Here is a 25,918-nt window from a genome sequence, read left to right as displayed (position 1 = left end):
GTTTTTTTTTAAAACAGGAACCCGGCATGGGATTTGTGGAAAGTTCGCGTGGGCCCGGAGATGTGTAAAAGAGACAAGGGGGGGGCGTGCGGGGCGGTGTCCCAGATCTGGGACACCGCCCCGGCCACACCCGCTGCGGAACCGCGGCGCGAGACGGTGGAATGCCCCCATGACGCCGATCGCCACGCCCGCCCCGACCGACGCCCTCGAGACCGTGGTCATCACCCCGGCCCCGCTGACCCCCGCCGAGGTCGTCGCCGTGGCCCGCCACGACGCCCGCGTGGAGCTGGGCGAGGACGCGCAGTCCGCCATCCGCACCGCGCGCGAGCGGGTAGACGCCCTCGCCGACGACACCACCCCGCACTACGGCATCTCCACCGGCTTCGGTGCGCTGGCCAACACCTCCATCCCCACCGAGAAGCGCTCGCGCCTGCAGGTGGGTCTGGTGCGCAGCCACGCGGCCTCCTCCGGCCCCGAGGTCGAGCGCGAGGTCGTGCGCGCCACCATCCTGCTGCGCCTGCACACCCTGGCCACCGGCCGCACCGGCGTCTCGCTGGAGGCCGCCCAGGTGTACGCCGATCTGCTCAACCACGGCATCACCCCGGTGGTGCGCGAGTTCGGCTCGCTCGGTTGCTCCGGTGATCTCGCGCCGCTGGCCCACTGCGCCCTGGCCGTGATGGGGGAGGGCGAGGTGCGCGTCGGCTCGGCCGCCGAGGTCGACGAGCGCGGCGTCTCCACCGGCCAGCCGCAGCCCGCAGGTGCCGCCCTGGCCGCCGTGGACGTGCAGCCGGCCCAGCTGCGCGAGAAGGAGGGTCTGGCTCTCATCAACGGCACCGACGGCATGCTCGGCCAGCTGCTCATGGCGATGGCCGACCTGCGCCACCTCGCCAGCGTCGCCGACCTGACCGCCGCCATGAGCATCGAGGGCCTGCTGGGCACCGACGCGGTCTTCGCCGACGAGCTGCAGCAGCTCCGCCCGCAGTCCGGCCAGCTGGACTCGGCCGCCAACCTGCGTGCGGTGCTGGCGGACTCGGCCATCGTCGCCTCCCACAAGGACGACTGCTCCCTGGTGCAGGACGCCTACTCGCTGCGCTGCGCCCCGCAGGTGGCGGCCGGCCTGCGCGACACCCTGCGCCACGCCGAGACTGTCGCCACCGCCGAACTCGCCGCCGCGGTCGACAACCCGGCCGTGCTGCCCGAAGGCCGGGTGGAGTCCAACGGCAACTTCCACGGCGCCCCGCTGGCCTACGTGCTGGACTTCCTGGCGATCCCCGCCGCGGACCTCGCGAGCATGGCCGAGCGCCGCACCGACCGCTTCCTGGACCCGGCCCGCAACAACGGCCTGGACCCCTTCCTGGCCGAGGACCCGGGCACCGACTCGGGCCTGATGATCGCCCAGTACACGCAGGCCGCCCTGGTCAGCGAGCTCAAGCGCCTGGCCGTCCCCGCGAGCGTCGACTCCATCCCCTCCTCGGCGATGCAGGAGGACCACGTCTCGATGGGCTGGTCGGCCGCCCGCAAGCTGCGTCGCACCGTCGACGCCGTGCGCCGGGTGCTCGCGATCGAGCTCTACACCGCCGCCCGCGGCATCGACCTGCGCGGGATCGAGCGGGCCGAGGCCGCCGGCTCCGGCGACACCCCGGTGGCCTCGTCACCGGCGACCGCCGCGGTCATCTCCGCCCTGCGCGAGACCGTGCCCGGCGCCGGTGAGGACCGCTACCTCTCCCCGGAGATCGAGGCGACGGTGGAGTTCATCGCCTCCGGTCGTGCCCTGGCGGCCGTTGAGAGCGTGACCGGCCCGCTGCGCTGAGGGAGGGGGCCGGGCGCCGCTCCCGCCCTCGCCGACCGGCGCCCTCCGGTGGCAGGATGGCCCGCACGACGAGACGAGGTGACGCACATGGGCATCCCCACACCGCTGAACTGGCCGGTGGTCCGGCAGTTCCGCCAGGGTGACGTGCTCGGTCGCGGCAAGGCCGTGACCAGCCGGGTGACGCGGGAGACCACCCCGCGCACCTCCACCGCGGACCGGGTGGCGCAGAGCGTCTGCCCGTACTGCGCGGTCGGCTGCGGGCAGCGCGTCTTCGTGAAGGACGAGAAGGTCGTCCAGATCGAGGGTGACCCGGACAGCCCGATCAGCCGTGGCCGCCTGTGCCCCAAGGGTGCGGCCAGCGAGCAGCTCGTCAACAGCCCCACCCGCGTGACCGAGGTGATGTACCGCCGCCCCGGCGCCACCGAGTGGGAGGTCCTGGACCGCGACACCGCGATCGACATGGTCGCCGACCGGGTGCTGGAGGCCCGCCGCGACGGCTGGCAGGAGCACGACGAGGACGGTCGTCCACTGCGCCGGACGATGGGCTTCGCGGCCCTCGGGGGAGCGACCCTCGACAACGAGGAGAACTACCTCATCAAGAAGCTGTTCACCGCGGCCGGCGCGGTGCAGATCGAGAACCAGGCGCGTATTTGACACTCCGCCACGGTCCCCAGTCTGGGGTCCTCGTTCGGACGCGGCGGCGCGACGCAGCAGCTGCAGGACATGGCGAATGCCGACTGCATCATCATCCAGGGCTCGAACATGGCCGAGTGCCACCCGGTGGGTTTCCAGTGGGTCGCTGAGGCCAAGAAGCGTGGTGCCCGGGTCATCCACGTCGACCCGCGCTTCACGCGCACCTCGGCGGTGGCGGACACGCACGTGCCCATCCGGGTCGGCAGCGACATCGTGCTGCTCGGTGCCCTGATCAACCACGTGCTGAGCAACGACCTGTACTTCGAGGAGTACGTGCGCGCCTACACCAACGCGGCCACGCTGGTGCGGGACGACTTCCTGGACACCGAGGACCTCGACGGCTTCTTCTCGGGCTACGACGACGAGACGGGCGCCTACGACCCGTCCACCTGGGCGTACGCCTCGAAGGACGACGAGCAGGGCGTCGAGCAGGCGGGGCGCGGCCACGAGCACGGCGCCTCGACCACCGCCCGCGCCGAGGGCGACTCCCAGGGCGCCAGCGGTGCGTCGCTCGAGCACGCCGACGTCCTGCGCGACGACACGCTGCAGCACCCGCGGACCGTCTTCCAGATCCTCAAGCGCCACTACGCCCGGTACACCCCGGAGATGGTGGAGCAGGTCTGCGGCATCGGCCCCGAGCAGTTCGCCGACCTGGCCGATGCGGTGACGAGCAACTCCGGCCGCGAGCGCACCACCTGCTTCGCGTACGCGGTGGGCTGGACCCAGCACAGCCTGGGCGCCCAGTTCATCCGCACCGCCTCGATCCTCCAGCTGCTGCTGGGCAACATGGGCCGCCCGGGCGGCGGGATCATGGCGCTGCGTGGGCACGCGAGCATCCAGGGCTCCACGGACATCCCGACGCTGTTCAACCTGCTGCCGGGCTACCTGCCGATGCCGACGGCCGGCAAGCACGACACCCTGGAGGACTACCTCGGCGACATCTCCTCGCCGCGCCAGAAGGGCTACTGGACGCAGGCGGACGCGTACACCGTGAGCCTGCTGAAGTCCTGGTGGGGCGATGCCGCCACGGCCGGGAACGACTGGGCGTACGACTACCTGCCCCGCATCAACGGCAGCCACGGCACCTACCAGACCGTGATGGGGCAGATCGCCGGCGAGGTCGAGGGCTACTTCGTGCTCGGGCAGAACCCGGCGGTCGGATCGGCCAACGGCCGCATGCAGCGCGAGGGCCTCGCCAACCTGAAGTGGCTGGTGGTGCGCGACTTCCAGCTCATCGAGTCGGCCACCTTCTGGAAGGACGGCCCGGAGGTCGAGTCCGGCGAGTGGCGCACCGAGGACATCGACACCGAGGTGTTCTTCATGCCCGCGGCCAACCACACCGAGAAGGCCGGCACCTTCACGCAGACGCAGCGGCTGCTGCAGTGGCGCGAGCAGGCGGTGCGGCCCCCGGGCGACGCGCAGAGCGAGCTGGACTTCTTCCACGAGCTCGGCGTGCGCATCCGGCAGAAGCTGGCGGACTCCACCGACGAGCGCGACCGCCCGCTGCTCGACCTCACGTGGGACTACCCGGTCGACGAGCACGGGGAGGTCGACGGCGAGGCCGTGCTGCGCGAGATCAACGGCCGTCACCTGACCGGGGAGAAGGCCGGGCAGGCGCTGAACTCGTTCAACGAGATGCGGGCCGACGGCACCACCGACGGCGGTTGCTGGATCTACACCGGCGTCTTCGCCGACGACGTGAACCACTCCCGCAATCGCGTGCCGGGCCGGGAGCAGGACGAGGTCGCCGCGCAGTGGGGCTGGGCCTGGCCGGCCAACCGCCGCACGCTGTACAACCGCGCCTCGGCCGACCCCGAGGGCCGCCCCTGGAGCGAGCGCAAGAAGCTCGTCTGGTGGGATGCCGAGGCAGGGCGCTGGACCGGCCCGGACGTGCCGGACTTCCCGGTGGACAAGGACCCGTCCTACCGGCCGGACCCGGACACCGGCGGCCCCGAGGCGCTGGCGGGCGACGACCCGTTCATCATGCAGGCCGACGGCAAGGGCTGGCTGTTCGCACCGAAGGGCATGGTCGACGGGCCGCTGCCCACGCACTACGAGGCGCAGGAGTCGCCCGTGGCGAGCCCGCTGTACACACAGCAGCGCAACCCCTCGCGCGTGGTCTTCCCGCGGCGGGACAACCTGTTCGCGCCCAGCGCGGGGCAGCCGGGGGCGGACGTCTACCCGGTGGTGTTCACGACCTACCGGCTGACCGAGCACCACACCGCAGGCGGCATGAGCCGCTGGCTGCCCTACCTGGCCGAGCTGCAGCCCGAGCTGTTCTGCGAGGTCTCCCCGGAGCTCGCGGCCGAGCGCGGCCTCGAGAACGGCGGCTGGGCGACGATCATCAGCCCGCGCACCGTCATCGAGGCACGGGTGCTGGTCACCGAGCGCGTCCGGCCGATGCGGGCGGGCGAGCAGGTGGTGCACCAGATCGGCCTGCCGTACCACTGGGGGGTCGGTGACGAGGCCGTCGTCAGCGGCGACTCGGTGAACGACCTGCTGGGCCTGGCACTGGACCCGAACGTCCAGATCCAGGAGAGCAAGGTGGGGTCCTGCGAGATCCTGCCCGGCCGCCGCCCGCGCGGGGCCGACGCCTCGCGGATGGTGGAGGAGTACCGGCGCCGCGCCGGGGCCCGGGTGGCCGAGGGCATCCGCCACGCCGCCGTGGTGACGGGCACGCAGCTGGCCGCCGGCGAGGGAGGTGGCCCGCTGGGTGCGGACACCCCCGAGGTCGTGGACGACGACCCCGCCGACGGTCCGGGCGCCGAGGACCGACCGGACGAGAGGAACGGGACAGGACGATGAGCAGCCTGGGCAACCAGCTGGCCGGACCCACCGACCCCGCGACCGACGCCGGGTGGGAGCCGACGCCGCGCAAGGGCTTCTTCACGGACACCTCGATCTGCATCGGCTGCAAGGCCTGCGAGGTGGCGTGCAAGGAGTGGAACGCGCTGCCCATGGACGACCTCGCGACCACCGGGAACTCCTACGACAACACCAACGACCTGGGCGCGAGCACCTGGCGCCACGTGGCGTTCGTGGAGCAGTCGGCCGAGCGCATCGAGGTGGCCCGGGAGTCCGGGCGGAGGCTGGTGGACCTGGGCATGCCGACCGTCGGTGCGCCCGGCGTCGAGGGCGACGCACCCTCCGCGGCCGGGACCACCGGCGGCCCGGTGACCGACCTGCTCGCCGCCCAGGAGGCCGCCGAGCAGGCCCGCGCCGAGGGGACCGTGCCGGACTTCCGGTGGCTCATGTCCTCCGACGTGTGCAAGCACTGCACGCACGCCGGCTGCCTGGACGTGTGCCCCACCGGCGCCCTGTTCCGCAGCGAGCACGGCACCGTGGTGGTGCAGGCCGACGTCTGCAACGGCTGCGGCTACTGCGTCGGTGCCTGCCCGTTCGGCGTCATCGAACGCCGCACGGACGAGACCGGCGGGCGGGGCCACGTGGACGGCGGCGACGTGCCGCGCATCGGCGTGGCGCAGAAGTGCACCCTCTGCTACGACCGCATCAGCCACGACCAGACGCCGGCGTGCGCCCAGACCTGCCCCACCACCTCGATCCAGTTCGGCGACCACGAGGAGATGGTGCGCCGCGCCCACGAGCGGGTGGACCTGCTGCGCGGCAACGGATTCCCCGAGGCGCGGCTCTACGGGGCCAACGAGGACGACGGCGTGGGCGGCACCGGATCGGTGTTCCTGCTGCTCGACGAGCCGGAGGTCTACGGCCTGCCGCCGGACCCGGTGGTGCCCACGGCGCACCTGCTGCAGATGTACCGCACTGCCGTCACCGCCGGGCTGGGCCTGGTGGGTGCCGCGGCCGTCGCGTTCCTGGGAGGCCGCGCGTGAGCACCAGCGAGTTCGACTCCTACTTCCCGACCGAGTTCTCCGGGCCGCGCCGCAAGCGGCTGCGCGACGCCGGTGCCCAGGAGCGGGGCCGAGGCCGGGAGCAGGGTGGTGCGAACGCCGTCCACGGACCCGGTGGTGTGCGCAGCGCGCGCGAGGCGGCCAGGACCTTCGCCGGGCGGGGCGAGCAGCCGGTGGTGCCGCAGGCGGAGTTCTCCAGCTACTACGGCCAGGGCGTGGTCAAGCCGGTGCCGTGGAAGCACGAGATCCCGGCCTACCTGTTCCTCGGTGGCGTGGCCGGCGGGGCCGGCCTGCTGGCCGCCGGGGCCCACCTGGTGGGCAACGGTCCGCTGCGCTGCAGCGCCCGCCTCACCGCGATGGTCGGCGCGGGGCTCAGCGGCATCGCGCTCATCGCGGACCTGGGGCGGCCGGAGCGTTTCCTCAACATGCTGCGGACGGTCAAGCTCACTTCGCCGATGTCGGTGGGCACCTGGATCTTCAGCGGCTTCAGCGCGTTCAGCGGGCTGACCACGGCCTGCGAGCTCGACCGACTGCTTGGTGGCCGGGAGGACGGTCCGGGGCTGCCCGTGCTCGGCGGCCTGCTGCGCCCGCTTGACGGTGTCGGTTCCGCCGGTCAGGCCTTCTTCGCCGCCCCGCTGGCCGCCTACACGGCGGTGCTGCTCACCGACACCGCCACGCCGCTGTGGTTCGAGAGCCGTCGCCACCTGCCCTTCGTGTTCGTCTCCTCGGCGGCCCTCGCGAGCGGCGGCATCCAGATGGCCGTGGTGCCGGTGACGCACGCGGGCCCCGCGCGGCGGCTGGCGCTGCTGGGCGTCGTGGGCGACCTCGTGGCCGTCCACCGCCTCGAAGAGCATCTGGGGTCCGAGGGTGTGCTGGAGGCGCTGCACACCGGTCACCCCGGCACGATGATGCGGGCGGCCAAGGCGCTCGTCGTCGCCGGTGGTGTCGGCACCCTGGTGGCCGGGGCCCTGCGCTCGGGGCTGGTGCCGCGGCGGGCGGCCGTTCTGGCGGCGACCCCGGGGGTGGCGCGGGCGGTCTCGGTCGGGGCCGGGCTGGCGCTCGCGGCTGCCTCGGCGCTGACGCGCTTCGCCGTCGTCGAGGGCGGGCAGGAGTCCGCGCGCGACCCGCGCTACACCGTCGAGCCGCAGCGCCGTCGGCTGGAGGCCCGCCGTGCCGCGGGCCGGACGGGCGACTCCATCACCACCTGAGCGTCGCGCCCTTCCGCCCCCCTGTCCCCGATTTGGTCCCCTGAAGTGGTCCATCTCGTCGCGACACGCCATGCATCCCGGCAAACCGCAGTCGTCAGGGGACCAAATTGGGGAGGGGCGGAGACAGGGGAGGGGGGGAGGCAGGGGCAAGGGGAGGGGTGCGCCGCCACCGGGGAAGGGGAGCGGTGAGGTGGTCACGCCACCTGGACGGTGACCCCCTCGCCGAGCGACCCGCCGGCCACCGTCTCGCCGATGACGGGGGCGCCCGGCACCTCGCCGACGACGAGCAGCCCGCCGGAGGTCTGCGCGTCGGCCAGCAGGATGAGCTCGTCCTCGCTGATGCCCTCGGCCGCCAGGTGCGGGCGCACCCAGTCGAGATTGCGCCGGGACCCACCGGGCACGAAGCCCTCGGCCAGCAGTGTGCGGGCGGCCTCCAGCATCGGGACGGCGGCCGCATCGAGCCGCGCCGCCACCCCCGAGGCGCGGCACATCTTGTGCAGGTGCCCCAGCAGCCCGAACCCGGTGACGTCCGTCGCCGCTCGCGCTCCGGCCTCGACGGCGGCGCGGCTGGCGGCGTCGTTGAGCGTGGTCATCAGCTCGATCGCCTCGGGGTGACGCGTGCCGGTCGCCTTGTGGTGGTTGTTCAGCACGCCGACGCCCAGCGGCTTGGTGAGGCTGATCGGCAGTCCGGCCTCGGCGGCGTCGTTGCGCAGGAGGCGGTCGGGGTCGACGGTGCCGGTGACCGCCATGCCGTAGATCGGCTCGGGGGCGTCGATGCTGTGGCCGCCGATGACGGGGCAGCCGGCTCGCGACGCGACCTCCAGGCCGCCGCGCAGCACCTCGCCGAGCAGCTCGGTGGGCAGCGCCTCGCGCGGCCACGCGACGAGGTTGATCGCCATCACCGGGGTGCCGCCCATCGCGTAGACGTCCGAGAGCGCGTTGGCCGCGGCGATGCGGCCCCAGTCGGCGGCGTCGTCCTGCACCGGGGTGAAGTAGTCCGCGGTGGAGACGGCGGCCAGCCCGTCGGTCACGCGCACGACCGCGGCGTCGTCGCCGTCGTCCAGGCCCACGAGCACCCCGGCGTCGGGGGGCTGGGTGGCGGTGGGGGAGGAGGTGCCAGGTGTCGTGGCGCCGCCCCCGGCGGCTCCCGCTCCCGGCAGCGAGGCGCGCAGGCCGGCGATCGCCTCCTCGAGCTCGCCCGGCGGGATCTTGCAGGCGCACCCTCCGCCGCGGGCGTACTGGGTCAGGCGGATCGGCTCGGTCATGGCGCCACGGTAGAGGTGGGCCGGGATGGGTGAGGGGCGCGGGGGCCGTGCACGGGGGTGCACCCGGCGAGGGCAGCGGAGCGCCCGGGCGGGCACCGTGGCCCGACCGGCAGGTGACCACTCGGTCCGAGGCGCCGCATACGCTGGGGCGTGGAGGCGTCTGGGTTCCTGGTGGGCCCCCCGGTCTTCAAAACCGGTGAGGGCGAGTACCTCGTCCTGGCGGGTTCGATTCCCGTCCGCCTCCGCCAAGTTCCTGCGGGGCCGTGTCCGCGAGCGTGCGCTGGACCTCGCTGCTGGTGCCGTGCCGCCCGTCCCCCTCGGCCCCGAGAACCGCACCGGTGCCGAACTCGACCGGCACCCGAGGGGTCCGCCAAGGGCCATCTCGACCGTCGAGGTGGCCCTTCGTGGATCCCTCGGCGATCCCGCCGCCTACCCTCGTGCCATGACCGGCGAGCCAGCAGCCCCCGACCCGCGCCGCCGCATCCCGCGCACCGATGCGGTGCTCGCCGACCCCCGCCTCGCCCCCGCCCTGGCGCGCCTCGGCCGCACCACCGTCCGCGATGCCGTCACCACCGCCCAGCAGCGCGCCCGTGCCGGGGAGATCGCGCCGGAGGAGGTGCTCGACGTCGCACTGGCCGCCCTGCCGCAGCGCGCGAGCAGCCTCACGCCGGTCCTCAACGCCACCGGCGTGGTCGTCCACACCAACCTCGGCCGCGCCCCGCTGGCACCGGCCGCCGTCGACGCCGTCACCGATGCCGCCGGCTACGTCGACGTGGAGATGGACCTGACCACCGGCGCCCGCAGCCGCCGCGGCGCCGGGATGCTCGCCGCCCTGCGCGCACGCGTCCCCGAGGGCGAGGCCGCCCTGGTGGTCAACAACGGCGCGGCCGCCCTGGTGCTCGCCACGACCGTTCTGGCCGCCGGGCGCGAGGTGATCGTCAGCCGGGGGGAGATGGTCGAGATCGGCGACGGCTTCCGCCTGCCGGAGCTCATCGCCTCCACCGGCGCCAGCCTCCGCGAGGTCGGCACCACCAACCGCACCCACCTGCGCGACTACGCCGAGGCCGTGGACGACCAGACCGGCTGCATCCTCAAGGTGCACCCCAGCAACTTCCGGGTCGACGGGTTCACCGCCGAGGTCCCCGCCGGCGAGCTCGCCACCCTCGGCGTCCCGGTGGTCCACGACATCGGCAGTGGCCTGCTGGCCCCCGACGCCGCGCTGCCCGGCGAGCCCGACGCCCGCACCGCCCTGCGCGCTGGCGCCCACCTGGTGACCGCCAGCGGCGACAAGCTCCTCGGCGGGCCGCAGGCCGGGCTGGTCCTGGGCCGCGCCGACCTCGTCGAGCGCCTGCGCCGCCACCCGCTGCAGCGCGCCCTGCGCACCGACAAGCTCACCGTCGCCGCCCTGGAGGCCACCCTGCGCAGCCCCTCCACGCCGGTGGCCGACGCCCTGCACGCCACCGCCGAGGACCTCCGCCCGCGCACCGAGGCGCTCGCCGCGGCGCTCGGCCTGGAGGTCGTGCCGGTCGAGGGCCGCGTCGGCGGTGGGGGTGCCCCCGGCGTGCCGCTGCCCGGGTGGGCGGTCGTCGTGCCCGCCGATGCCGTCGCCCGCCTCCGCCAGCCCGATGCGGGGAGCCCCCCGGGCGCCGCCGACGTCCCCGCCGTGCTCGCCCGCATCGAGGACGGGCGCGGCCTGGTGGACCTGCGCTGCATCCCCGCCGACCGGGACTCGGACCTGGCCCGCGCCCTGCGGGCTGCGCTGGAACCGGCGTCCGCCGAGGCCGCACCCACGGTGCCCGCCGCACCCACCACCCCCGCGCCGGAGCGCCGCCCGTGAGGCGCGTCCTGGCCACTGCCGGCCACGTCGACCACGGCAAATCCACCCTCGTCCGCGCGCTCACCGGTCGTGACCCCGACCGGCTCGACCAGGAGAAGGAGCGCGGCCTCACCATCGAGCTCGGCTTCGCCTGGACCACGCTGCCCTCGGGTGCGGAGGTCGCCTTCGTCGACGTGCCCGGCCACCGGCGCTTCATCGGCACCATGCTCACCGGGCTGGGCCCCGCGCCGGCGGTGGTGTTCGTGGTGGCCGCCGACCAGGGTTGGCAGGAGCAGTCGACCGAGCACCTGGCCGCCGTCGACGCCCTCGGGGTCGAGCACGTGCTGCTCGTGGTGACCCGTGCCGACCTCGCCGACCCCGCCCCGGTGCTCGCCGAGGCGACGGCGCGGCTGGCCGCATCGGGCCGGGGGGAGGTGCCCGCGGTCTCGGTCTCGGCCGTCACCGGTGAGGGCCTGGACGAGCTGCGCACCGCCCTCGACGCGCTGGTCACCGGCCTGCCCGCGCCCGAACCGACTGCGCCGGTGAGGCTCTGGGTGGACCGCGCGTTCACCGTCGGCGGCAGCGGCACCGTGGTCACCGGCACCGTCGGTGCGGGGGAACTGCGGGTGGGCGACGAGCTGGAGCTGCTCGACACCGATGCCCCCGACGCCCGCCCCGTGCCCGTCGGCGCGCGCGGTCTGCACAGCCAGGACGAGGCCGTCGAGCAGGTGGGCCCCGTCTCCCGGGCGGCGGTGAACCTGCGCCGCGTCGAGCGTGGTGCCGTGGGTCGCGGCGCCGTGCTCCTCACCCCGGGGGCGTGGGAGCTGGCCGCGGCGGTCGACCTGGCCGTGGACGGCGCGGGCCGGGGGAGGGGCGCCGACGGTCAGGCCGGTGTCTCTGCGCGAGGTCCCCGCGACGCCGTGGCCGACCTGCCCACCCACGCGATGCTGCACGTCGGCACCGCCGACCATGAGGTGCGTCTGCGCCCGCTGGCCGCCGGCACGGTGCGCGCGACGCTGCCGACCGCCCTGCCCTGGCGGGTGGGGGACCGGGTGATCCTCCGCGACCCCGGCACCCGGCACATCGTCGGGGCGACGGTGCTCGACCTCGACCCGCTGCCCCTGCGCCGTCGGGGAGCCGCCCGGCAGCGCGGGGAGGCGCTCGCCGACGCGGTGGGGCGCCGAGAGGTGGGCGATGCGCCGGGTGAGGTGGCGCGCGCCGCGCTACGTGCTCTGCGCCTCACCGCGCGCCACGTGGAACCGGCCACCCGCCTGGAGCGCATGGGACTCTCGGTACCCGGGGACTCGGCGCCGGCCGCCCCCGCGGAGCCACTCACCGATGCCCCGGCGCCGGCCGAGGTCGCTGTCGGCGAGCTCGCGGTGGACGGTGCCGCGTGGGCTTGCTGGCGCGCCGCCCTGTCCGAAGCCGTCACCGCCCACCACGGCGCCGACCCTCTGAGCGCCGGGCTCCCCGTGGCCGAGGCGGCCGACCGCATCGGGCTGCCCGGCACCACCTCGGCCGAGCAGCGCACCACCCTCGTGAGCGCACTGGTCGCCGCGGCGGGCCTGGAGGTGGCCGCTGGCCGAGTCCGTGACCCCCACGCCGGCGGGCTGGGCGCGGCGGAGCCCGGCATCGCGCAGGTGGAGGCCTGGCTGCGGGAGGAGCCTTTCGCCGCCCCCGAGGCCCGCGAGCTCGACGACCTGGGGTTGGGCCCCAAGGAGCTCGCCGCGGCCGCCCGCACGGGCCGGCTGCTGCGCCTGCCCGGCGAGGTCGTCCTGCTGCCCGACGGCCCTGCCCGCGCGATGCTGGAGCTCGCCGCCCTGGAGCAGCCCTTCACCCTCAGCGCGGCCCGGCAGGCGCTGGGCACCACGCGCCGGGTGGCCGTGCCGCTGCTGGAACACCTCGACTCCCGGGGCTGGACCCGCCGCGTCGACGGTCAGCAGCGCGAGGTGGTCCGCTGAGGCCGCCCCGGGCCCGCACCCCACCCCGTCCCACATATGAGACACCCCACCCTCGATGCTGGTGACGCCGGCCACACCCCGTTGGTGGAATGGACGCATCCTGGCCGGACCACGACCTCGCCGTGCGCCGGCCCCGCTCACCGGGCACTGCCCGGCCGACCCCCGGAGGTTCCGATGGAAGGCGCCCGCCCCGTCCGCGCACCGCGCGGCACCGAGCTGACCTGCAAGAGCTGGCAGACCGAGGCCCCGCTGCGCATGCTCATGAACAACCTCGACCCCGAGGTGGCCGAGCGCCCCGACGACCTGGTGGTCTACGGCGGCACCGGCCGCGCGGCCCGCTCCTGGGAGGCGTTCGACGCCATCGTCGAGTCGCTCAAGCAGCTCGAGGACGACGAGACCCTGCTGGTGCAGTCCGGCAAGCCCGTCGGCATCGTCCGCACCAACGAGTGGGCGCCGCGCGTGCTCATCGCGAACTCCAACCTGGTGGGTGACTGGGCCACCTGGGAGCACTTCCGCAAGCTCGAGGCCGAGGGCCTCATGATGTACGGCCAGATGACGGCCGGGTCGTGGATCTACATCGCCACCCAGGGCATCCTGCAGGGCACCTACGAGACCTTCGCCGCCGTGGGTCGCAAGCGCTTCGACGACACCCTGGCCGGCACCATCACCCTCACTGGCGGATGCGGTGGCATGGGCGGCGCGCAGCCGCTGGCCGTCACGCTCAATGACGGCGTCTGCCTCATCGTGGACGTCGACAAGGCGCGCCTGGAGCGCCGCGTGGGCAAGCGCTACCTGCACGAGATCGCCGACGATCTGGACGACGCGATCGCCCGGGCCAACAAGGCCAAGGAGGAGAAGCGCGGCCTGTCCATCGGCATCGTCGGCAACGCCGCCGAGGTGTTCCCGGCCCTGCTCGAGCGCCACAGGGCCGGCGACCTGCACATCGACGTGGTGACCGACCAGACCTCCGCCCACGACCCGCTGAGCTACCTGCCGGTGGGCATCTCGGTGGAGGACTGGCAGGCCGAGGCCGAGAAGGACCCCGAGGGCTTCACGAAGAAGGCCCAGGAGTCCATGGCCGCCCACGTGAAGGCGATGGTGGAGTTCCAGGACGCCGGCGCCGAGGTGTTCGACTACGGCAACTCCATCCGTGACGAGGCCCGCAAGGCCGGCTACGACCGCGCCTTCGAGTTCCCGGGCTTCGTGCCGGCCTACATCCGCCCGCTGTTCTGCGAGGGCCTCGGCCCGTTCCGCTGGGTGGCCCTCTCCGGCGACCCGGAGGACATCAAGGTGACCGACCAGGCCCTCAAGGAGCTCTTCCCCGAGGACGAGAAGCTCCACAAGTGGCTGGACGCCGCCGAGGAGTTCGTGGAGTTCGAGGGCCTGCCGGCGCGCATCTGCTGGCTGGGCTACGGCGAGCGCCACAAGGCCGGCATGCTGTTCAACCAGCTCGTGCGCGAGGGCAAGATCTCGGCGCCGATCGTCATCGGCCGCGACCACCTGGACTCCGGCTCGGTGGCCAGCCCCTACCGCGAGACCGAGTCGATGAAGGACGGCACCGACGCCGTGGCCGACTGGCCGCTGCTCAACGCGCTGACCTCGGCCTCCTCCGGTGCGTCGTGGACCTCCATCCACCACGGTGGTGGCGTTGGCATCGGGCGCTCCATCCACGCCGGGCAGGTCGGTCTGGCCGACGGCACCGACCTGGCCGAGCGCAAGCTCGAGGCGCTGCTGACCAACGACCCGGCGATGGGCGTCTTCCGCCACGCGGACGCGGGCTACGACCGCGCCATCGAGGTGGCCGACGAGCGCGGCGTGCGCGTGCCGATGATGGACGCTGCCCGCCGCAAGGCCGCCAGTTACGAGGACGACGTGGCCGAGGGCTGATCCGTAGCCCTGCCGCACCGCGTGCCCAGCGGGCCGTCCGGGTTCTCCCGGTCGGCCCGTTCGGTGTCCGCCCCCGGCCCTGGTCTGTTCGGTGTCCGCCCGGCCGCGCTTCCCCTCACCCGGTGTCCCCTCTGGGTGTGCTTCCCCTCGCCCGGTGGGTCGAGGGTGTGACCACCTGAGAACTCACAGACCTCCAAGAATCTCCGCCCCACTTCCGGGAAACTTTCAGAACCACCACACCGTCGTGGTGGTTCTGAAAGTTTCCCGGAAGTGGGGCCCCTTGGCCGAGTCGGCTTGAATCCGGCCCCCCGGCAGGGCAGCGTGTGACCACCGTCACCTGACTGGGAGGATTCGTTGGTCGCCGTGAGCTTCGCGTCGTTGTCCGCGCGTCTGGCGGAGGCCGGCCTCACCGACGTCCGCGACGACGCGGCCATCCGCGCCACGCACTCCTCGGACGCCTCGATCTACCGCGTCCCCCCGCGCGCCGTCGTCTTCCCGCGGCACCACGACGAGGTCGCCCTCGCACTGGAGACCGCGCGCGCCGAGGGCGTCCCCATCACCGCCCGCGGTGCCGGAACCTCCATCGCCGGCAACGCGATCGGCCCGGGCATCGTGCTGGACCTCTCGCGCCACATGGACCGGGTGCTCGACCTCGACCCCGAGGCGGGGACCGCCCGCGTGCAGCCCGGCGTCGTCCAGGCCCGCCTGCAGGACGCCGCCCGCCCGCACGGCCTGCGCTTCGGCCCCGACCCGTCCACCTCCACCCGCTGCACCATCGGCGGGATGATCGGCAACAACGCCTGTGGCAGCCGCAGCCTCGCCTACGGGCGCACCTCGGACAACGTGCTCGCACTGGAGGGCGTGCTGGCCGACGGCAGCTCGCTGAGCGACTCCGGCCCCACGCTCACCCACCGCCTCTCCGAGGTGGTCGCCACCGACCTGGCCACCGTCCGCACCGAGTTCGCGCGCTTCGGCCGCCAGGCATCCGGCTACGCCCTGGAGCACCTGCTGCCGGAGAACGGTCCGGACCTCGCCCGCTCCCTCGTCGGCTCCGAGGGCACGCTCGCGGTCGTCACCGAGGCCACCGTCCGCCTGGTGCGGACTCCGCCGGCCACCCGGCTGGTCGTGCTCGGGTTCGCCACCATGCCCGAGGCCGCCGACGCCGTCCCGACGATCCTGCAGCACCGGCCCACCGCCTGCGAGGGGCTCGACTCCCGCATCGTGAAGGTGCTCGCCGACCGCCGTGGGCCCTCCGCCGTGCCGCCGCTGCCGGACGGGCAGGCCTGGCTCTTCGTCGAGCTGGCCGGCCGGGACGCCGACGAGCTCGACGACGCGGCCGCCTCCCTCGTCGCGGCGGTCGATGCCGTGGGCGCCCGCGACGTGCGCGACGCCACCGAGGCGGCCGCGCTGTGGCGCATCCGCTCCGACGGCGCCGGGCTGTCCGGCCGCACACGTGACAACCAGCCTGCGTGGCCCGGGTGGGAGGACGCCGCGGTCCCGCCGGAGGCGCTGGGTGACTACCTCCGTCGCTTCGACGACCTGATGGAGGAGCACGACCTGACCGGCGCCCCCTACGGGCACTTCGGCGAGGGCTGCATGCACATCCGCATCGACCTGCCGCTCGAGGCGCCGGACGGGGCGGCCCGCACCCGGGCGTTCCTCGAGGACGCCGCGCGCCTGGTCGGCGGCCTGGGCGGCTCGATGTCCGGCGAGCACGGGGACGGCCGAGCCCGCAGCGAGCTGCTGCCCCACATGTACTCCCCGCGGGCGCTGGACCTGTTCCGGGCCGTCAAGCACGCCTGCGACCCCGACGACCTGCTCAACCCCGGGGTCCTGGTGGACCCCCAGCCGCTGGACGCCGACCTGCGCGTGCCGGCCTCCACCTGCGACCTGCCCGACCCCGCGTTCACCTATCCCGAGGACGCCGGCAGCTTCTCCCGGGCGGTGCACCGTTGCACCGGGGTGGGCAAGTGCGTGGCCGACGGGGTGCTCGACGGCGCGCAGACGGTCATGTGCCCCTCGTGGCTGGCCACCCGCGAGGAGGAGCACTCCACCCGCGGCCGGGCCCGGGTGCTGCAGGAGGTGGTCAGCGGGCAGGGCGACCTGCAGGTGGACTCGCCGGCGGTGCACGACGCGCTCGACCTGTGCCTCTCCTGCAAGGGCTGCTCCTCGGACTGCCCGTCGGGGGTGGACATGGCGACGCTGAAGTCCGAGGTGCTGCACCAGAGCTACCGCCGCCGGCTGCGCCCGGTCTCCCACTACAGCCTGGGCTGGATGCCGCTGTGGTCGCTGCTCGCCTCGCGGATGCCGCGGGTGGCCAACACGATGATGCAGGCCTCCCGGCGGGTGCCCGGGCTGCTGCGGGCTGCCGGCATCGACGGGCGCCGCGGGCTGCCGACCTTCGCGCCGCGGCCCTTCCTCGGGCGGCGGGGGCTCGGGCGGAAGGGGGGCGGAGCAGCCAGGCCCACCATCTCCGACCGGGTGGTGCTCTTCGTCGACACCTTCAGCAACGCGTTCACCCCGCAGTCCGCGCAGGCCACGGTGCAGGTGCTGGAGTCCGCAGGGCTGACCGTGGATCTCATGCCGCGCCGGACCTGCTGCGGCCTCACCTGGATCTCCACCGGCCAGCTCGACGTCGCCCGACGCCTGCTGGAGCGCACGGTGCAGCAGCTCCTGCCGTTCGTCGAGTCCGGGGTGCCGGTGGTCGGCATCGAGCCCTCGTGCACTGCGGTGCTGCGCAAGGACTCGGTGGAGCTCCTCGGCACCGAGGCAGCCGAGCAGGTCGCGCGGAGCACCTTCACCCTGGCCGAGCTGCTCGACCGCATCGGCTGGGAGCCTCCCGCCCTGGACGACCTGCGCGTGCTCGCCCAGCCGCACTGCCACCACCACGCCGTCATGGGATGGGAGGCCGACCGGCGCCTGCTCGAGCGGGCCGGGGCACGCGTCGAGGCACTGGCCGGCTGCTGCGGCCTGGCCGGCAACTTCGGGGTCGAGCAGGGGCACTACGAGGTGTCCGTCGCCGTCGCCGAGCAGCACCTGCTGCCGGCCGTGCGCCGCGGGGAGCACGACGTGCTGCTCACCGACGGCTTCTCCTGCCGGCTGCAGGCCTCCGACCTGGTCGCGGCCGAGGGCCGGCACCTCGCGGAGCTGCTGGCCGAGCGGCTCGCCCCGCGCGCCGGCGGGGCCGATGCGGCCCACCCGACGCCGCACCCCATCCCGACGCCACCCACGCCACCGATGCCGACGTCCTCGAGGAGGAACGATGACCCCGCAGATCCTGGTGCTGACGGCTGAGGAGATCGACCGTCTGCTGGACCTGGAGACCGCCCACCGCTCGCAGCGACAGGCCTTCGAGAGCATGGGGGAGGGCAGCGCCGAGCTCGCCCCCAAGGTGTCCGTGCCCGGCCGCGACGGGGCGGCCCTGCTCAACTACACCGCGCGCAGCGACCGTGACGCCCCGGGCGTGGTGAAGGTGGTGGGCTTCCAACCGCAGAACCCGCAGCGCGGCCTCGATCCCGTGCAGGGGGCGGTCATGGTGCTGAGCCCGGAGACCGGCCAGCCGGAGGCGCTGCTCGACGGCCCGGCGCTCACCACGCCGCGCACCGCGGCCGGCAGTGCCGTGGCCATGGACCTGCTGGCCCGCACCGACGCCCGGGTGCTCACCGTGGTGGGCGCCGGCGTGCAGGCGCGCGCCCACCTGCGTGCCCTGCCGCCCACGCGCCAGCTGGAGCGGGTGCACGTCATCGGCCGCCGGGCGGAGGCCGCCGCGGAGCTGGCCACCTGGGCGGTCGACGAGCTGGGCCTGGCCGCGGACGCCGGCACCGAGCTGTCCGAGGTCGCCGGCCAGAGCGACGTCATCGCCCTGTGCACCACCAGCACCACCCCGCTGCTCGATGCTTCGTCGGTGCGCCCCGGCACGCTGGTCATCAGCGTCGGGTCGTTCGCGCCGGACCGCAGCGAGGTGTCCGTCGACCTCGTCGGGGGTGCGGACCTGGTGGTCGTCGACGACGTGGACACTGCCTGCGCGCAGGCCGGCTGTCTGATCGACGCGATGGAGGCCGGGGCCGTGGAGCGCGGGGGCCTGGTGTCGCTGGGGCAGGTCGCCACCGGTCAGCACCCCGGCCGACGCGGCGACGACGAGGTGGTCTTCTACAACTCGGTGGGGGTGGCCGTGCAGGACGCGACGGTCGCCACCGAGGTGCTCCGCCGGGCTCGTGAGGAGGGTGTCGGCACCGCCGTCCCCCTCTGACCCCCGCCTCCCCGATTTGGTCCCCTGATGTGGTCCATCTGGGGGCGACACGCCGAGGATTCCGGCAAACCGCAGTTGTCAGGGGACCAAATCGGGAAGGGGAGAGAGGATGGGGAGGGGCGAGCGAAGGCCTCGGGAATCCCCTCGCCCCCTTCCCTCGCCCCGCCGGGACGCAGACCGGCCCCGGGGGGAGGGGGTTCCCCGGGGCCGGCCGGTCCTGGTCGCCGGGCTCAGACGATGTTGAACTCCGGCCGCAGGTCGGCGTCCGCGAAGCGCCGGCCGTGCATCGCCGAGACGTCCACCGAGGGGGTCTCGCCCCGGTAGAGCTCGGCCACCACCTCACCGACCGCGGGCCCCTGCAGGAACCCGTGACCGGAGAACCCGGTGGCATACAGGAAGCGTGACACACCTTCGGCCTCCCCGATGAGTGCGTTGTGGTCGGGCGTCACCTCGTAGTACCCGGCCCAGCGCGAGGCCATGCCGACCTCCTCCAGCAGCGGTACCCGCTTGTCGGCGGCCTCCACCACCTTCTCGAGCCACTCGTCGGTGTGCTCCAGTGACCACCCGGGCTGCTCGTCCTGGTTGGACAGGCCCACGACCAGCCCCGGCCCCTCGCGGTGGAAGTACATGGTGGTGCTGAAGTCGATGGTGAACGGCAGCGCGTCGGGCAGGTCCGGGACGGCCTCGGTCACCAGCAGCTCGCGGCGCACCGGGTCCACCGGCAGGTCCACGCCCACCATCTCGCCCAGCGCCCGCGACCAGGCACCGGCGCAGCAGACGACGGTGTCGGTGGCGATGGACCCCTGCGAGGTCTCCACCGCGGTGATGGCGTCGCCCTCGCGCACGATGCCGGTCACCTCGCACTGGCGCACGATCCGTACGCCCAGCTCGCGGGCCGCCCGGGCGTAGCCCTGCGCCACCGACTCCGGCGTGCAGTGCCCCGCCTCCGGGGACCAGACGCCCGCGATGAGGTCCTCGCTGGAGGCCAGCGGGGAGAGCGCCTTGGCCTCCTCCACGCTCACGATGCGGCTGGCCAGCCCCATCGAGTTCTGGAACTCCACCGTGCGCTCGAAGGTGCGCAGGTCCTCCTCCTTCTCGAGCAGGAAGAGGTACCCGGACTCGTGGTAGTCGATCTCCTGGTCGAACAGCTCGGGGAACCTCCGGAAGACCTCGAGGCTGCGCATGCCCAGCTCCACGTTCACCGCGTCGCTGAACTGGGCGCGCACGCCCCCGGCGGCCTTGCAGGTGGAGCCCTCGCCGAGCTCACCGCGCTCGACCAGCACGACGTCGGTGGTTCCGCCCTTGGCCAGGTGGTAGGCGGTGCTCAGGCCCATCACTCCGCCGCCGATGACGACGACCGAGGCGCGGGTGGGGAAGGTCTTGTCCGACATGGTCACTCCTGGATGGGGTCGGGGTCGGTCAGCGTGCGGCGACGTGGTCGGGGACGCTGCGCTCGTGCTCGGGCACCTCGGGGATCTCCCCCTTGGCGTACGCCCGCGTGTGGGAGGTCATCTCGCGGCGCAGCACGCCGGAGAGCAGGTAGAGGCCGAGGAGGTTCGGCAGCGTGAGCAGGAAGAACATCGAGTCGGAGAAGCCGACGACGGTGTCGAGCGAGACGGCGGCGCCGACGACGATCATCAGCAGCCACAGCACGTCGTAGGCCAGCTCCGCGACGCGGCTGTTGCCGAACACGTACCCGGCGGCCTTCTTGCCGTAGTACGAGTAGCTGAGCACCGTGGAGAAGGCCAGCAGCAGCACGATGATGGTCAGCAGCCACGGGAACAGCGCGTGCACGGTGCCGAAGGCCTCGGAGGTCAGGGCCACGCCGTCGGACTCCGAGGACGTGTGCAGCCCGGTGACGATGATGGCCAGCGCGGTCATCGTGCAGATGACCACCGAGTCGATGAAGGGCTCCAGCGAGGCGATGATGCCCTCCTGCGCGGGGCGCCGGGTGCGCACCGCGGAGTGGGCGATACCGGCCGAGCCGACACCGGCGGCGTTCGAGAACAGCGCGCGCTGCATGCCGACGATCGCGACGCCGATGATGCCGCCCTCGACGCCCTTGCCGGTGAAGGCGCCCTCGAAGATGGCCGAGACGGCCCCGGGCAGGGCACCGATGTTCGCGGCCAGGATCACCAGCACGCACAGGACGTAGGCGACGGACATGACCGGGGTGAGGCGCGAGGTCCAGCGGGCGATGGAGCTGATGCCGCCGAGGATGACGGCGGCGGCCAGCACGGCGAGCACCACGCCCACCAGCCAGCCGCGGCCGGCCAGGAAGCTGGAGTCGCCACCGGTGACGCTGGTGAGCTGCACGGCCACCTGGTTCGCCTGGAAGATGTTGCCGGCGCCCAGCACGCCGATGGCCATGGAGACCGCGTACAGCCCGGCCAGCACCATGCCCAGCGGGGCCAGACCCTTCTCGGCCAGGCCGTGACGCAGGTAGTACATCGGCCCGCCGGAGACGGTGCCGTCGTCGTTGATGCGGCGGTACTTCGCACCCAGCGTGGCCTCGCCGGCCTTCAAGGACATGCCCAGCAGGCCGGCCAGGATGATCCACAGCGTGGCACCGGGCCCGCCGATGGTGATGGCCACGGCCACACCGGCGACGTTGCCCAGCCCGACCGTGCCGGAGAGCTCGGTGGCCAGCGCCTGGTAGCTGGTGATCTCACCGGGGTCGTCCCGACGGTTGTAGCGGCCGCGGACGATGCCGGGCACCTGCTTCATGCCGTACAGGAACTGGGGGCCGATGAGGGCGCTCATCACCAGGCCGCCGAGGAGCAGCCATGCCACCACGAAGGGCACCTCGGTGCCGCCGACCGGGAAGGTCGCGAAGACGACGGAGGAGAGCCACTCGACAACCGGGCCGAACCATGACTCGATGGCGGCGTCGATGCCGGACTGCTCCTGGGCTTGGATGAGGATCATCAGGGTCCCCCTCGGTGGACGGGTGCGATGGGTGGTGGGCGGGTGTGCGGAACCACCCGGACGACGCCCTGCGACGTCCGGTGGGGTGGATGGGGTGGCTGCCGGTGGCCTCAGCCGAGCCGGCTGGCGGGCAGCTGTCCTCTCAGGCGCATGGCCTCGTGGACGCGGTCGCGAGCGAGTTGCCCGGCCGCGGCGTGCGGGGTGCTGCCGGTCTCGGCGGCGGTCTGCAGGACGGTGAGGGTGTTCGCCCGCATCCGCTCGGTGACGGTGGGGACGATCTGCTCGGTCTCGACGCCGAAGGGGGAGTAGCGGTCCCGCATGCCGAACGCGGCGGCGATGATCCCGCCGGCGTTCGCGATGAAGTCGGGCACCACGGTCACACCGCGCTCGGCCAGCACCTGCTGGGCGGCGGCGTCGGTGGGCAGATTGGCGCCCTCCACGACGAGGCGGGCGCGCACCTCGCCGGCGTTGGTGGCGTCCAGCACGCCCTGCTGCGCGGCGGGCACGAGCACCCCTGTGTCCAGGGTGAGCTCCTGCCCGGCCTCGAGGCGCTCGCCGGAGGCGTGGTCCACGAGGGCGTCGCCGTGCTCCTCGCGCAGGCGGAGCAGCTCCTCGACGTCCAGCCCGTCGGGGGCGTGGAGCGCGCCGTGGGCGGTGGAGACGGCCACCACCGTGTACCCGAGCTCGGCCAGGTGGCGGACCGTGGCGTGGCCGACGGCCCCGAAGCCCTGCACCACCACGCGGCGGTCGTCCAGGCCGGTGTGCGCCACGGCGGCGTCCACCGCCTCGGCGACCCCGTGGCCGGTGATGCCCAGGGCGTCGTAGGCGACGCCGCCGAGGGCGGCCGGGGTGCCGGTGGCGGCACCCCGGTCACCGAGCTCGTCGCAGAGAACGGCCGCGTCGGCCTCGTTCAGCCCCATGTCGAGTCCGAAGACGTACTCGCTGGGCACCTCGTTGCGGAGCATCCGCGCGAAGGCCCGCAGCGCCTCCTCCTTGTGCGGGGAGGCCGGGTCGAAGCGGATGCCCGCCTTCGCGCCGCCCTGGTGGAGGTCGACGGCCGCCCACTTCCACGTCATCACGCGGGCGAGGCGGGCCACCTCCTCCACCGTGAGGTCGGCGCGCATGCGGGTGCCGCCCTTGCCGGGGCCGCGGGAGGTGTTGTCGATGACGAGCACCCCCTGCATGCCGCTGCGCTGGTGGCTCACGGTGACGACCTTCTCCGGTCCCCACTCGTCCACGAGGTCGAACACGGCTACCCCCTCAGAGGAACTCGACGCCCTGCGCCAGCGGCAGCTCGTCGGAGTAGTTGACGGTGTTGGTGGCCCGGCGCATGTAGGCGCGCCAGGCGTCCGAGCCGGACTCGCGGCCGCCGCCGGTGTGCTTCTCACCGCCGAAGGCGCCCCCGATCTCGGCGCCGGAGGTGCCGATGTTCACGTTGGCGATGCCGCAGTCGGAGCCCGCGTCGGAGACGAAGCGCTCGCCCTCGCGGACGTCGGTGGTGAAGATCGCCGAGGACAGGCCCTGCGGCACGTCGTTCTGCATCGCGATGGCCTCGGTGAGGTCCGTGTAGGTCATCACGTAGAGGATCGGGGCGAAGGTCTCGGTCTTCACGACCTCGGTCTGCGAGGGCATCCTCACGATCGCCGGCTCCACGTAGTAGGCGTCCGGGAACTCGTCGGTCAGCACCCGGCCACCGCCGCAGAGCACCTCACCGCCCTGCGCCTTGGCGTCCTCCAGGGCCTTCTGCATGCCCTCGTAGGAGGCCTTGTTCACCAGCGGGCCCACCAGGTCCTTGCCGGTGCTCGGGTCGCCGATGGTGAGGGTGCCGTAGGCCTTCACGAGGCGGTCGGTGAAGTCGGCGGCCACGTCCTCGTGGACGATCAGGCGGCGCATGGTGGTGCAGCGCTGGCCGGCGGTGCCCACCGCGGCGAAGGCGACGCCGCGCAGGGCGAGGTCCAGGTCGGCCGAGGGGGCCACGATCGCGGCGTTGTTGCCGCCGAGCTCGAGCAGGCTCTTGCCGAAGCGGGCGGCCACGCGCGGGCCGACCTCGGCGCCCATGCGGGTGGAGCCGGTGGCCGAGACCAGGGCCACGCGCTCGTCGTCCACCAGCTGCATGCCCAGCGTGCGGTCGCCGACGATCACGTGGTGCAGGCCCTCGGGGGCGCCGACCTCCTTCGCGGCGCGGGCCAGCAGGGCGTTCGTGCCCAGGGCGCTGAGCACGGTGCCCTCCGACGGCTTCCACACCACGGTGTTGCCGCAGACCAGGGCGATGGCGGTGTTCCACGCGTACACGGCCACGGGGAAGTTGAAGGCGCTGATGACGCCGACCACGCCCAGCGGGTGCCAGGTCTCCATCATCCGGTGGCCGGGGCGCTCGGAGGGGATGGTGCGGCCCTCGAGCTGGCGGGAGAGGCCCAGGGCCAGGTCGCAGATGTCGATCATCTCCTGCACCTCGCCGGCGGCCTCGGACGGGATCTTGCCCGCCTCGGCGGTCACCAGAACGGCCAGGTCGTCCTTGTGCTCGGTGAGCAGCTCGCCCCAGCGCTTCACGATGGCGCCGCGGGCCGGGGCGGGGGTGTCCCGCCAGGTGGTGAACGTGTCGGCGGCGGTGCCGATCATCGTGTCGAGCTCGGCCGAGGTGGTGCCCTTCAGCCCCATGAGCTCCTCGCCGGTGATCGGGGTGCGGGCGGTCAGGTCGCCGCCCTCGGGCACGGTCGCGCCGCACGCCTCGAGCGCCTTGCGGACCTGGTCGTGGATGGGGTGGGTCATCGGTGTCCCTCCTGGGGTGCTGTTCGGGGTCTGGTCGTTCAGTGGTCGGGGTGGTCGGGGTGGGTCCAGGGCGCCTCAGGGACGCACGGTCACCCCGGTGCGCTCCTCGATCTCGTCGAGAGAGGCCTGCTGCGCGGCGCAGTAGAGCGCGTACGGGTCGTGGATCTCCACGCCGCAGATCTCGGCCAGCCGGCCCATGTCGTAGGCGACGGCCTGCTGCTCCTCGTCCTTGCTGCCGGCCGAGGTGAGGTTGGACTGGAAGATGCCGGCGGCCGAGCGGGGCAGGAAGTCCTCGTAGACGACCGGGGTCGCCACCAGGTGCCCGGAGGCCACCAGCTCGGGGGCCCGACGGTCGGCGGGCAGCGCGGTGACGCCCTCGGCCAGCTCGTAGGTGAAGTAGGCCAGCTCGGCCTCCGCCAGGCCCAGCTCGCTGTCCGGCAGGTGCTGCGCCCACACGCGGCGCAGCACGTCGGGGCGCTCGCCGCCCTCGGCAGCCAGCAGCTCGTCGGCCTCGGCCAGCATCCGGTCGTAGAGGTCGCGGCCGGCCTGGGTCAGGGCCACGCCGCGCTGCTCCACCTCGCCGAAGCGCACACGAAGCGTGCCGGGGCCCACGGTGCCGTCGGCCTTGAGGAACTGCCGCTCCTCGTCCAGGGCGCGGAAGGAGGTCTGGCGCAGCAGGACGTCCGGCCCCTCCCAGGACGGCGGGCCCTGGATCTGGTCGATCATCTCGATGCCGCGCTCCTCCATCCGCTCGTAGAGGGCCTCGATGTCCAGCACGCGCGGGGTGAGGTGGTTGATGTGCGTGGTCGGCACGCCGCCGATGTCCGCGGCCACCGAGGAGATCTCCTCCAGCCGGCGGTACCACTCCTCGTCCACGGGCTCCTCGGACAGCTCGAACACGGCGGTGGCGCGGTCCACCAGCTGCTCGGCCTCGGCCTCGGGCAGCCCGCCCTGCGCGGCGGCGCGGTCGGCGAGCTCCAGCAGCTCGTCGTCGAACAGCCGGCGCTTCGCCAGGAAGTCGGCCAGCTCCTGCTGCAGGGACTCGTCGAAGAAGCGCGGGTCGGTGGCCACCAGCATCGAGGTGAACACCCGGAACGGGTTGCGGGCGAGCTCGTCGCGGTCGATCGGGCGGAAGGCCGTGCTCACCACCGGGACGGCCGAGGCGGAGTCGCGCAGGTCGTAGAAGCCCACGGGGTGCATGCCGAAGGCCGCGAACACCCGGGCGACGTGGCCCAGCTCCTCGGGGGTGCCCACCCGGATGGCGCCGTGGCGCTCGGCCGTCACGCGCTCGATGCTGCCCAGCCGCTCGGCCTCGCCGCCGAGGCGGGCCAGGTGGTCGCGGTTCACGCCCTCGGACACCTCGACGAGCGTCGTGTAGGCGGGCACCTCCTGCCCGTACATCTGGGACATGCGAGCGGCGAACCTCGCTCGGAGCTCGTGCTGGGCCACGGTCACGGCGCATCTCC

Annotated in this window: 15 protein-coding genes and 1 tRNA gene; 10 read left to right on the top strand and 6 right to left on the bottom strand. The window is 73.6% G+C overall.

Annotated elements, in window-relative coordinates; translation table 11 throughout:
- The first annotated feature begins 169 nt into the window (after positions 1-169).
- The 4 genes from hutH to nrfD all read left to right on the top strand — a co-directional run bounded on the left by hutH (position 170) and on the right by nrfD (position 7,577).
- On the top strand, positions 170-1,810 hold the full coding sequence (gene hutH, locus ACY8FT_RS07975) for a histidine ammonia-lyase (protein ID WP_462418354.1): 1,641 nt from the start codon (positions 170-172) through the stop codon (positions 1,808-1,810).
- Positions 1,811-1,897: 87 nt separating this feature from the next.
- On the top strand, positions 1,898-5,308 hold the full coding sequence (fdh, locus tag ACY8FT_RS07970) for a formate dehydrogenase (protein ID WP_462418353.1): 3,411 nt from the start codon (positions 1,898-1,900) through the stop codon (positions 5,306-5,308).
- Positions 5,305-6,351: a 4Fe-4S dicluster domain-containing protein gene (locus tag ACY8FT_RS07965; protein ID WP_462418352.1), complete on the top strand. Its 1,047-nt coding sequence runs from the start codon at positions 5,305-5,307 to the stop codon at positions 6,349-6,351. The genes fdh and ACY8FT_RS07965 overlap by 4 nt, the downstream gene beginning before the upstream one ends.
- Positions 6,348-7,577, top strand: a complete 1,230-nt coding sequence (nrfD, locus tag ACY8FT_RS07960; RefSeq protein ID WP_462418351.1) for an NrfD/PsrC family molybdoenzyme membrane anchor subunit — start codon at positions 6,348-6,350, stop codon at positions 7,575-7,577. Before ACY8FT_RS07965 ends, nrfD begins: the two co-directional genes overlap by 4 nt.
- Before the next feature lie 194 nt (positions 7,578-7,771).
- Here nrfD and selD read toward each other — a convergent pair whose 3' ends face one another.
- Entirely contained in the window at positions 7,772-8,842 is a 1,071-nt protein-coding gene (gene selD / locus ACY8FT_RS07955; RefSeq protein ID WP_462418350.1) for a selenide, water dikinase SelD, read from the bottom strand.
- Positions 8,843-8,994: 152 nt separating this feature from the next.
- Here selD and ACY8FT_RS07950 point away from each other — a divergent pair.
- The 6 genes from ACY8FT_RS07950 (at position 8,995) to ACY8FT_RS07925 (ending at position 18,755) form a co-directional block, all read left to right on the top strand.
- Positions 8,995-9,090: transfer RNA gene (locus tag ACY8FT_RS07950), tRNA-Sec, on the top strand.
- A gap of 194 nt (positions 9,091-9,284) precedes the next feature.
- Positions 9,285-10,679 carry an L-seryl-tRNA(Sec) selenium transferase gene (gene selA / locus ACY8FT_RS07945; RefSeq protein ID WP_462418349.1) on the top strand — a complete coding sequence of 465 codons (1,395 nt, stop codon included), beginning with the start codon at positions 9,285-9,287 and terminating at the stop codon, positions 10,677-10,679.
- Positions 10,676-12,619: a SelB domain-containing protein gene (locus tag ACY8FT_RS07940; RefSeq protein ID WP_462418348.1), complete on the top strand. Its 1,944-nt coding sequence runs from the start codon at positions 10,676-10,678 to the stop codon at positions 12,617-12,619. Before selA ends, ACY8FT_RS07940 begins: the two co-directional genes overlap by 4 nt.
- Before the next feature lie 174 nt (positions 12,620-12,793).
- On the top strand, positions 12,794-14,506 hold the full coding sequence (gene hutU / locus ACY8FT_RS07935) for a urocanate hydratase (protein WP_462418347.1): 1,713 nt from the start codon (positions 12,794-12,796) through the stop codon (positions 14,504-14,506).
- 363 nt (positions 14,507-14,869) lie between these two features.
- Positions 14,870-17,800 carry an FAD-binding and (Fe-S)-binding domain-containing protein gene (locus ACY8FT_RS07930; RefSeq protein ID WP_462418346.1) on the top strand — a complete coding sequence of 977 codons (2,931 nt, stop codon included), beginning with the start codon at positions 14,870-14,872 and terminating at the stop codon, positions 17,798-17,800.
- Positions 17,769-18,755 carry an ornithine cyclodeaminase family protein gene (locus tag ACY8FT_RS07925; protein ID WP_462418345.1) on the top strand — a complete coding sequence of 329 codons (987 nt, stop codon included), beginning with the start codon at positions 17,769-17,771 and terminating at the stop codon, positions 18,753-18,755. Before ACY8FT_RS07930 ends, ACY8FT_RS07925 begins: the two co-directional genes overlap by 32 nt.
- A 230-nt stretch (positions 18,756-18,985) precedes the next feature.
- Here the strand turns inward: ACY8FT_RS07925 and ACY8FT_RS07920 are convergent, their stop codons facing one another.
- From ACY8FT_RS07920 to hglS, 5 genes are all read right to left on the bottom strand, one after another.
- Positions 18,986-20,146, bottom strand: a complete 1,161-nt coding sequence (locus ACY8FT_RS07920) for an NAD(P)/FAD-dependent oxidoreductase (protein WP_462418344.1) — start codon at positions 20,144-20,146, stop codon at positions 18,986-18,988.
- Between the two features lie 28 nt (positions 20,147-20,174).
- Positions 20,175-21,683 (bottom strand): alanine/glycine:cation symporter family protein, encoded by a 1,509-nt coding sequence (locus ACY8FT_RS07915; RefSeq protein ID WP_462418343.1) that lies wholly within the window; start codon positions 21,681-21,683, stop codon positions 20,175-20,177.
- A 110-nt stretch (positions 21,684-21,793) separates the two neighbouring features.
- A complete protein-coding gene (locus tag ACY8FT_RS07910) occupies positions 21,794-22,933 on the bottom strand; it encodes a Glu/Leu/Phe/Val family dehydrogenase (RefSeq protein WP_462418342.1) in 1,140 nt (379 codons plus the stop codon).
- A gap of 10 nt (positions 22,934-22,943) precedes the next feature.
- The gene (amaB, locus tag ACY8FT_RS07905; protein ID WP_462418341.1) at positions 22,944-24,452 is read right to left on the bottom strand and encodes an L-piperidine-6-carboxylate dehydrogenase; all 1,509 of its coding nucleotides are present in this window, start codon (positions 24,450-24,452) and stop codon (positions 22,944-22,946) included.
- Between the two features lie 75 nt (positions 24,453-24,527).
- Positions 24,528-25,907, bottom strand: coding sequence for a 2-oxoadipate dioxygenase/decarboxylase (gene hglS, locus ACY8FT_RS07900; protein WP_462418340.1), 1,380 nt, complete (start codon positions 25,905-25,907; stop codon positions 24,528-24,530).
- Positions 25,908-25,918 lie beyond the last annotated feature (11 nt).

This window comes from Kytococcus sp. Marseille-QA3725, from assembly GCF_054950055.1.
Note: the sequence above shows the minus strand (reverse complement) of the source record. Positions and strands in the feature narration are given on the sequence as shown.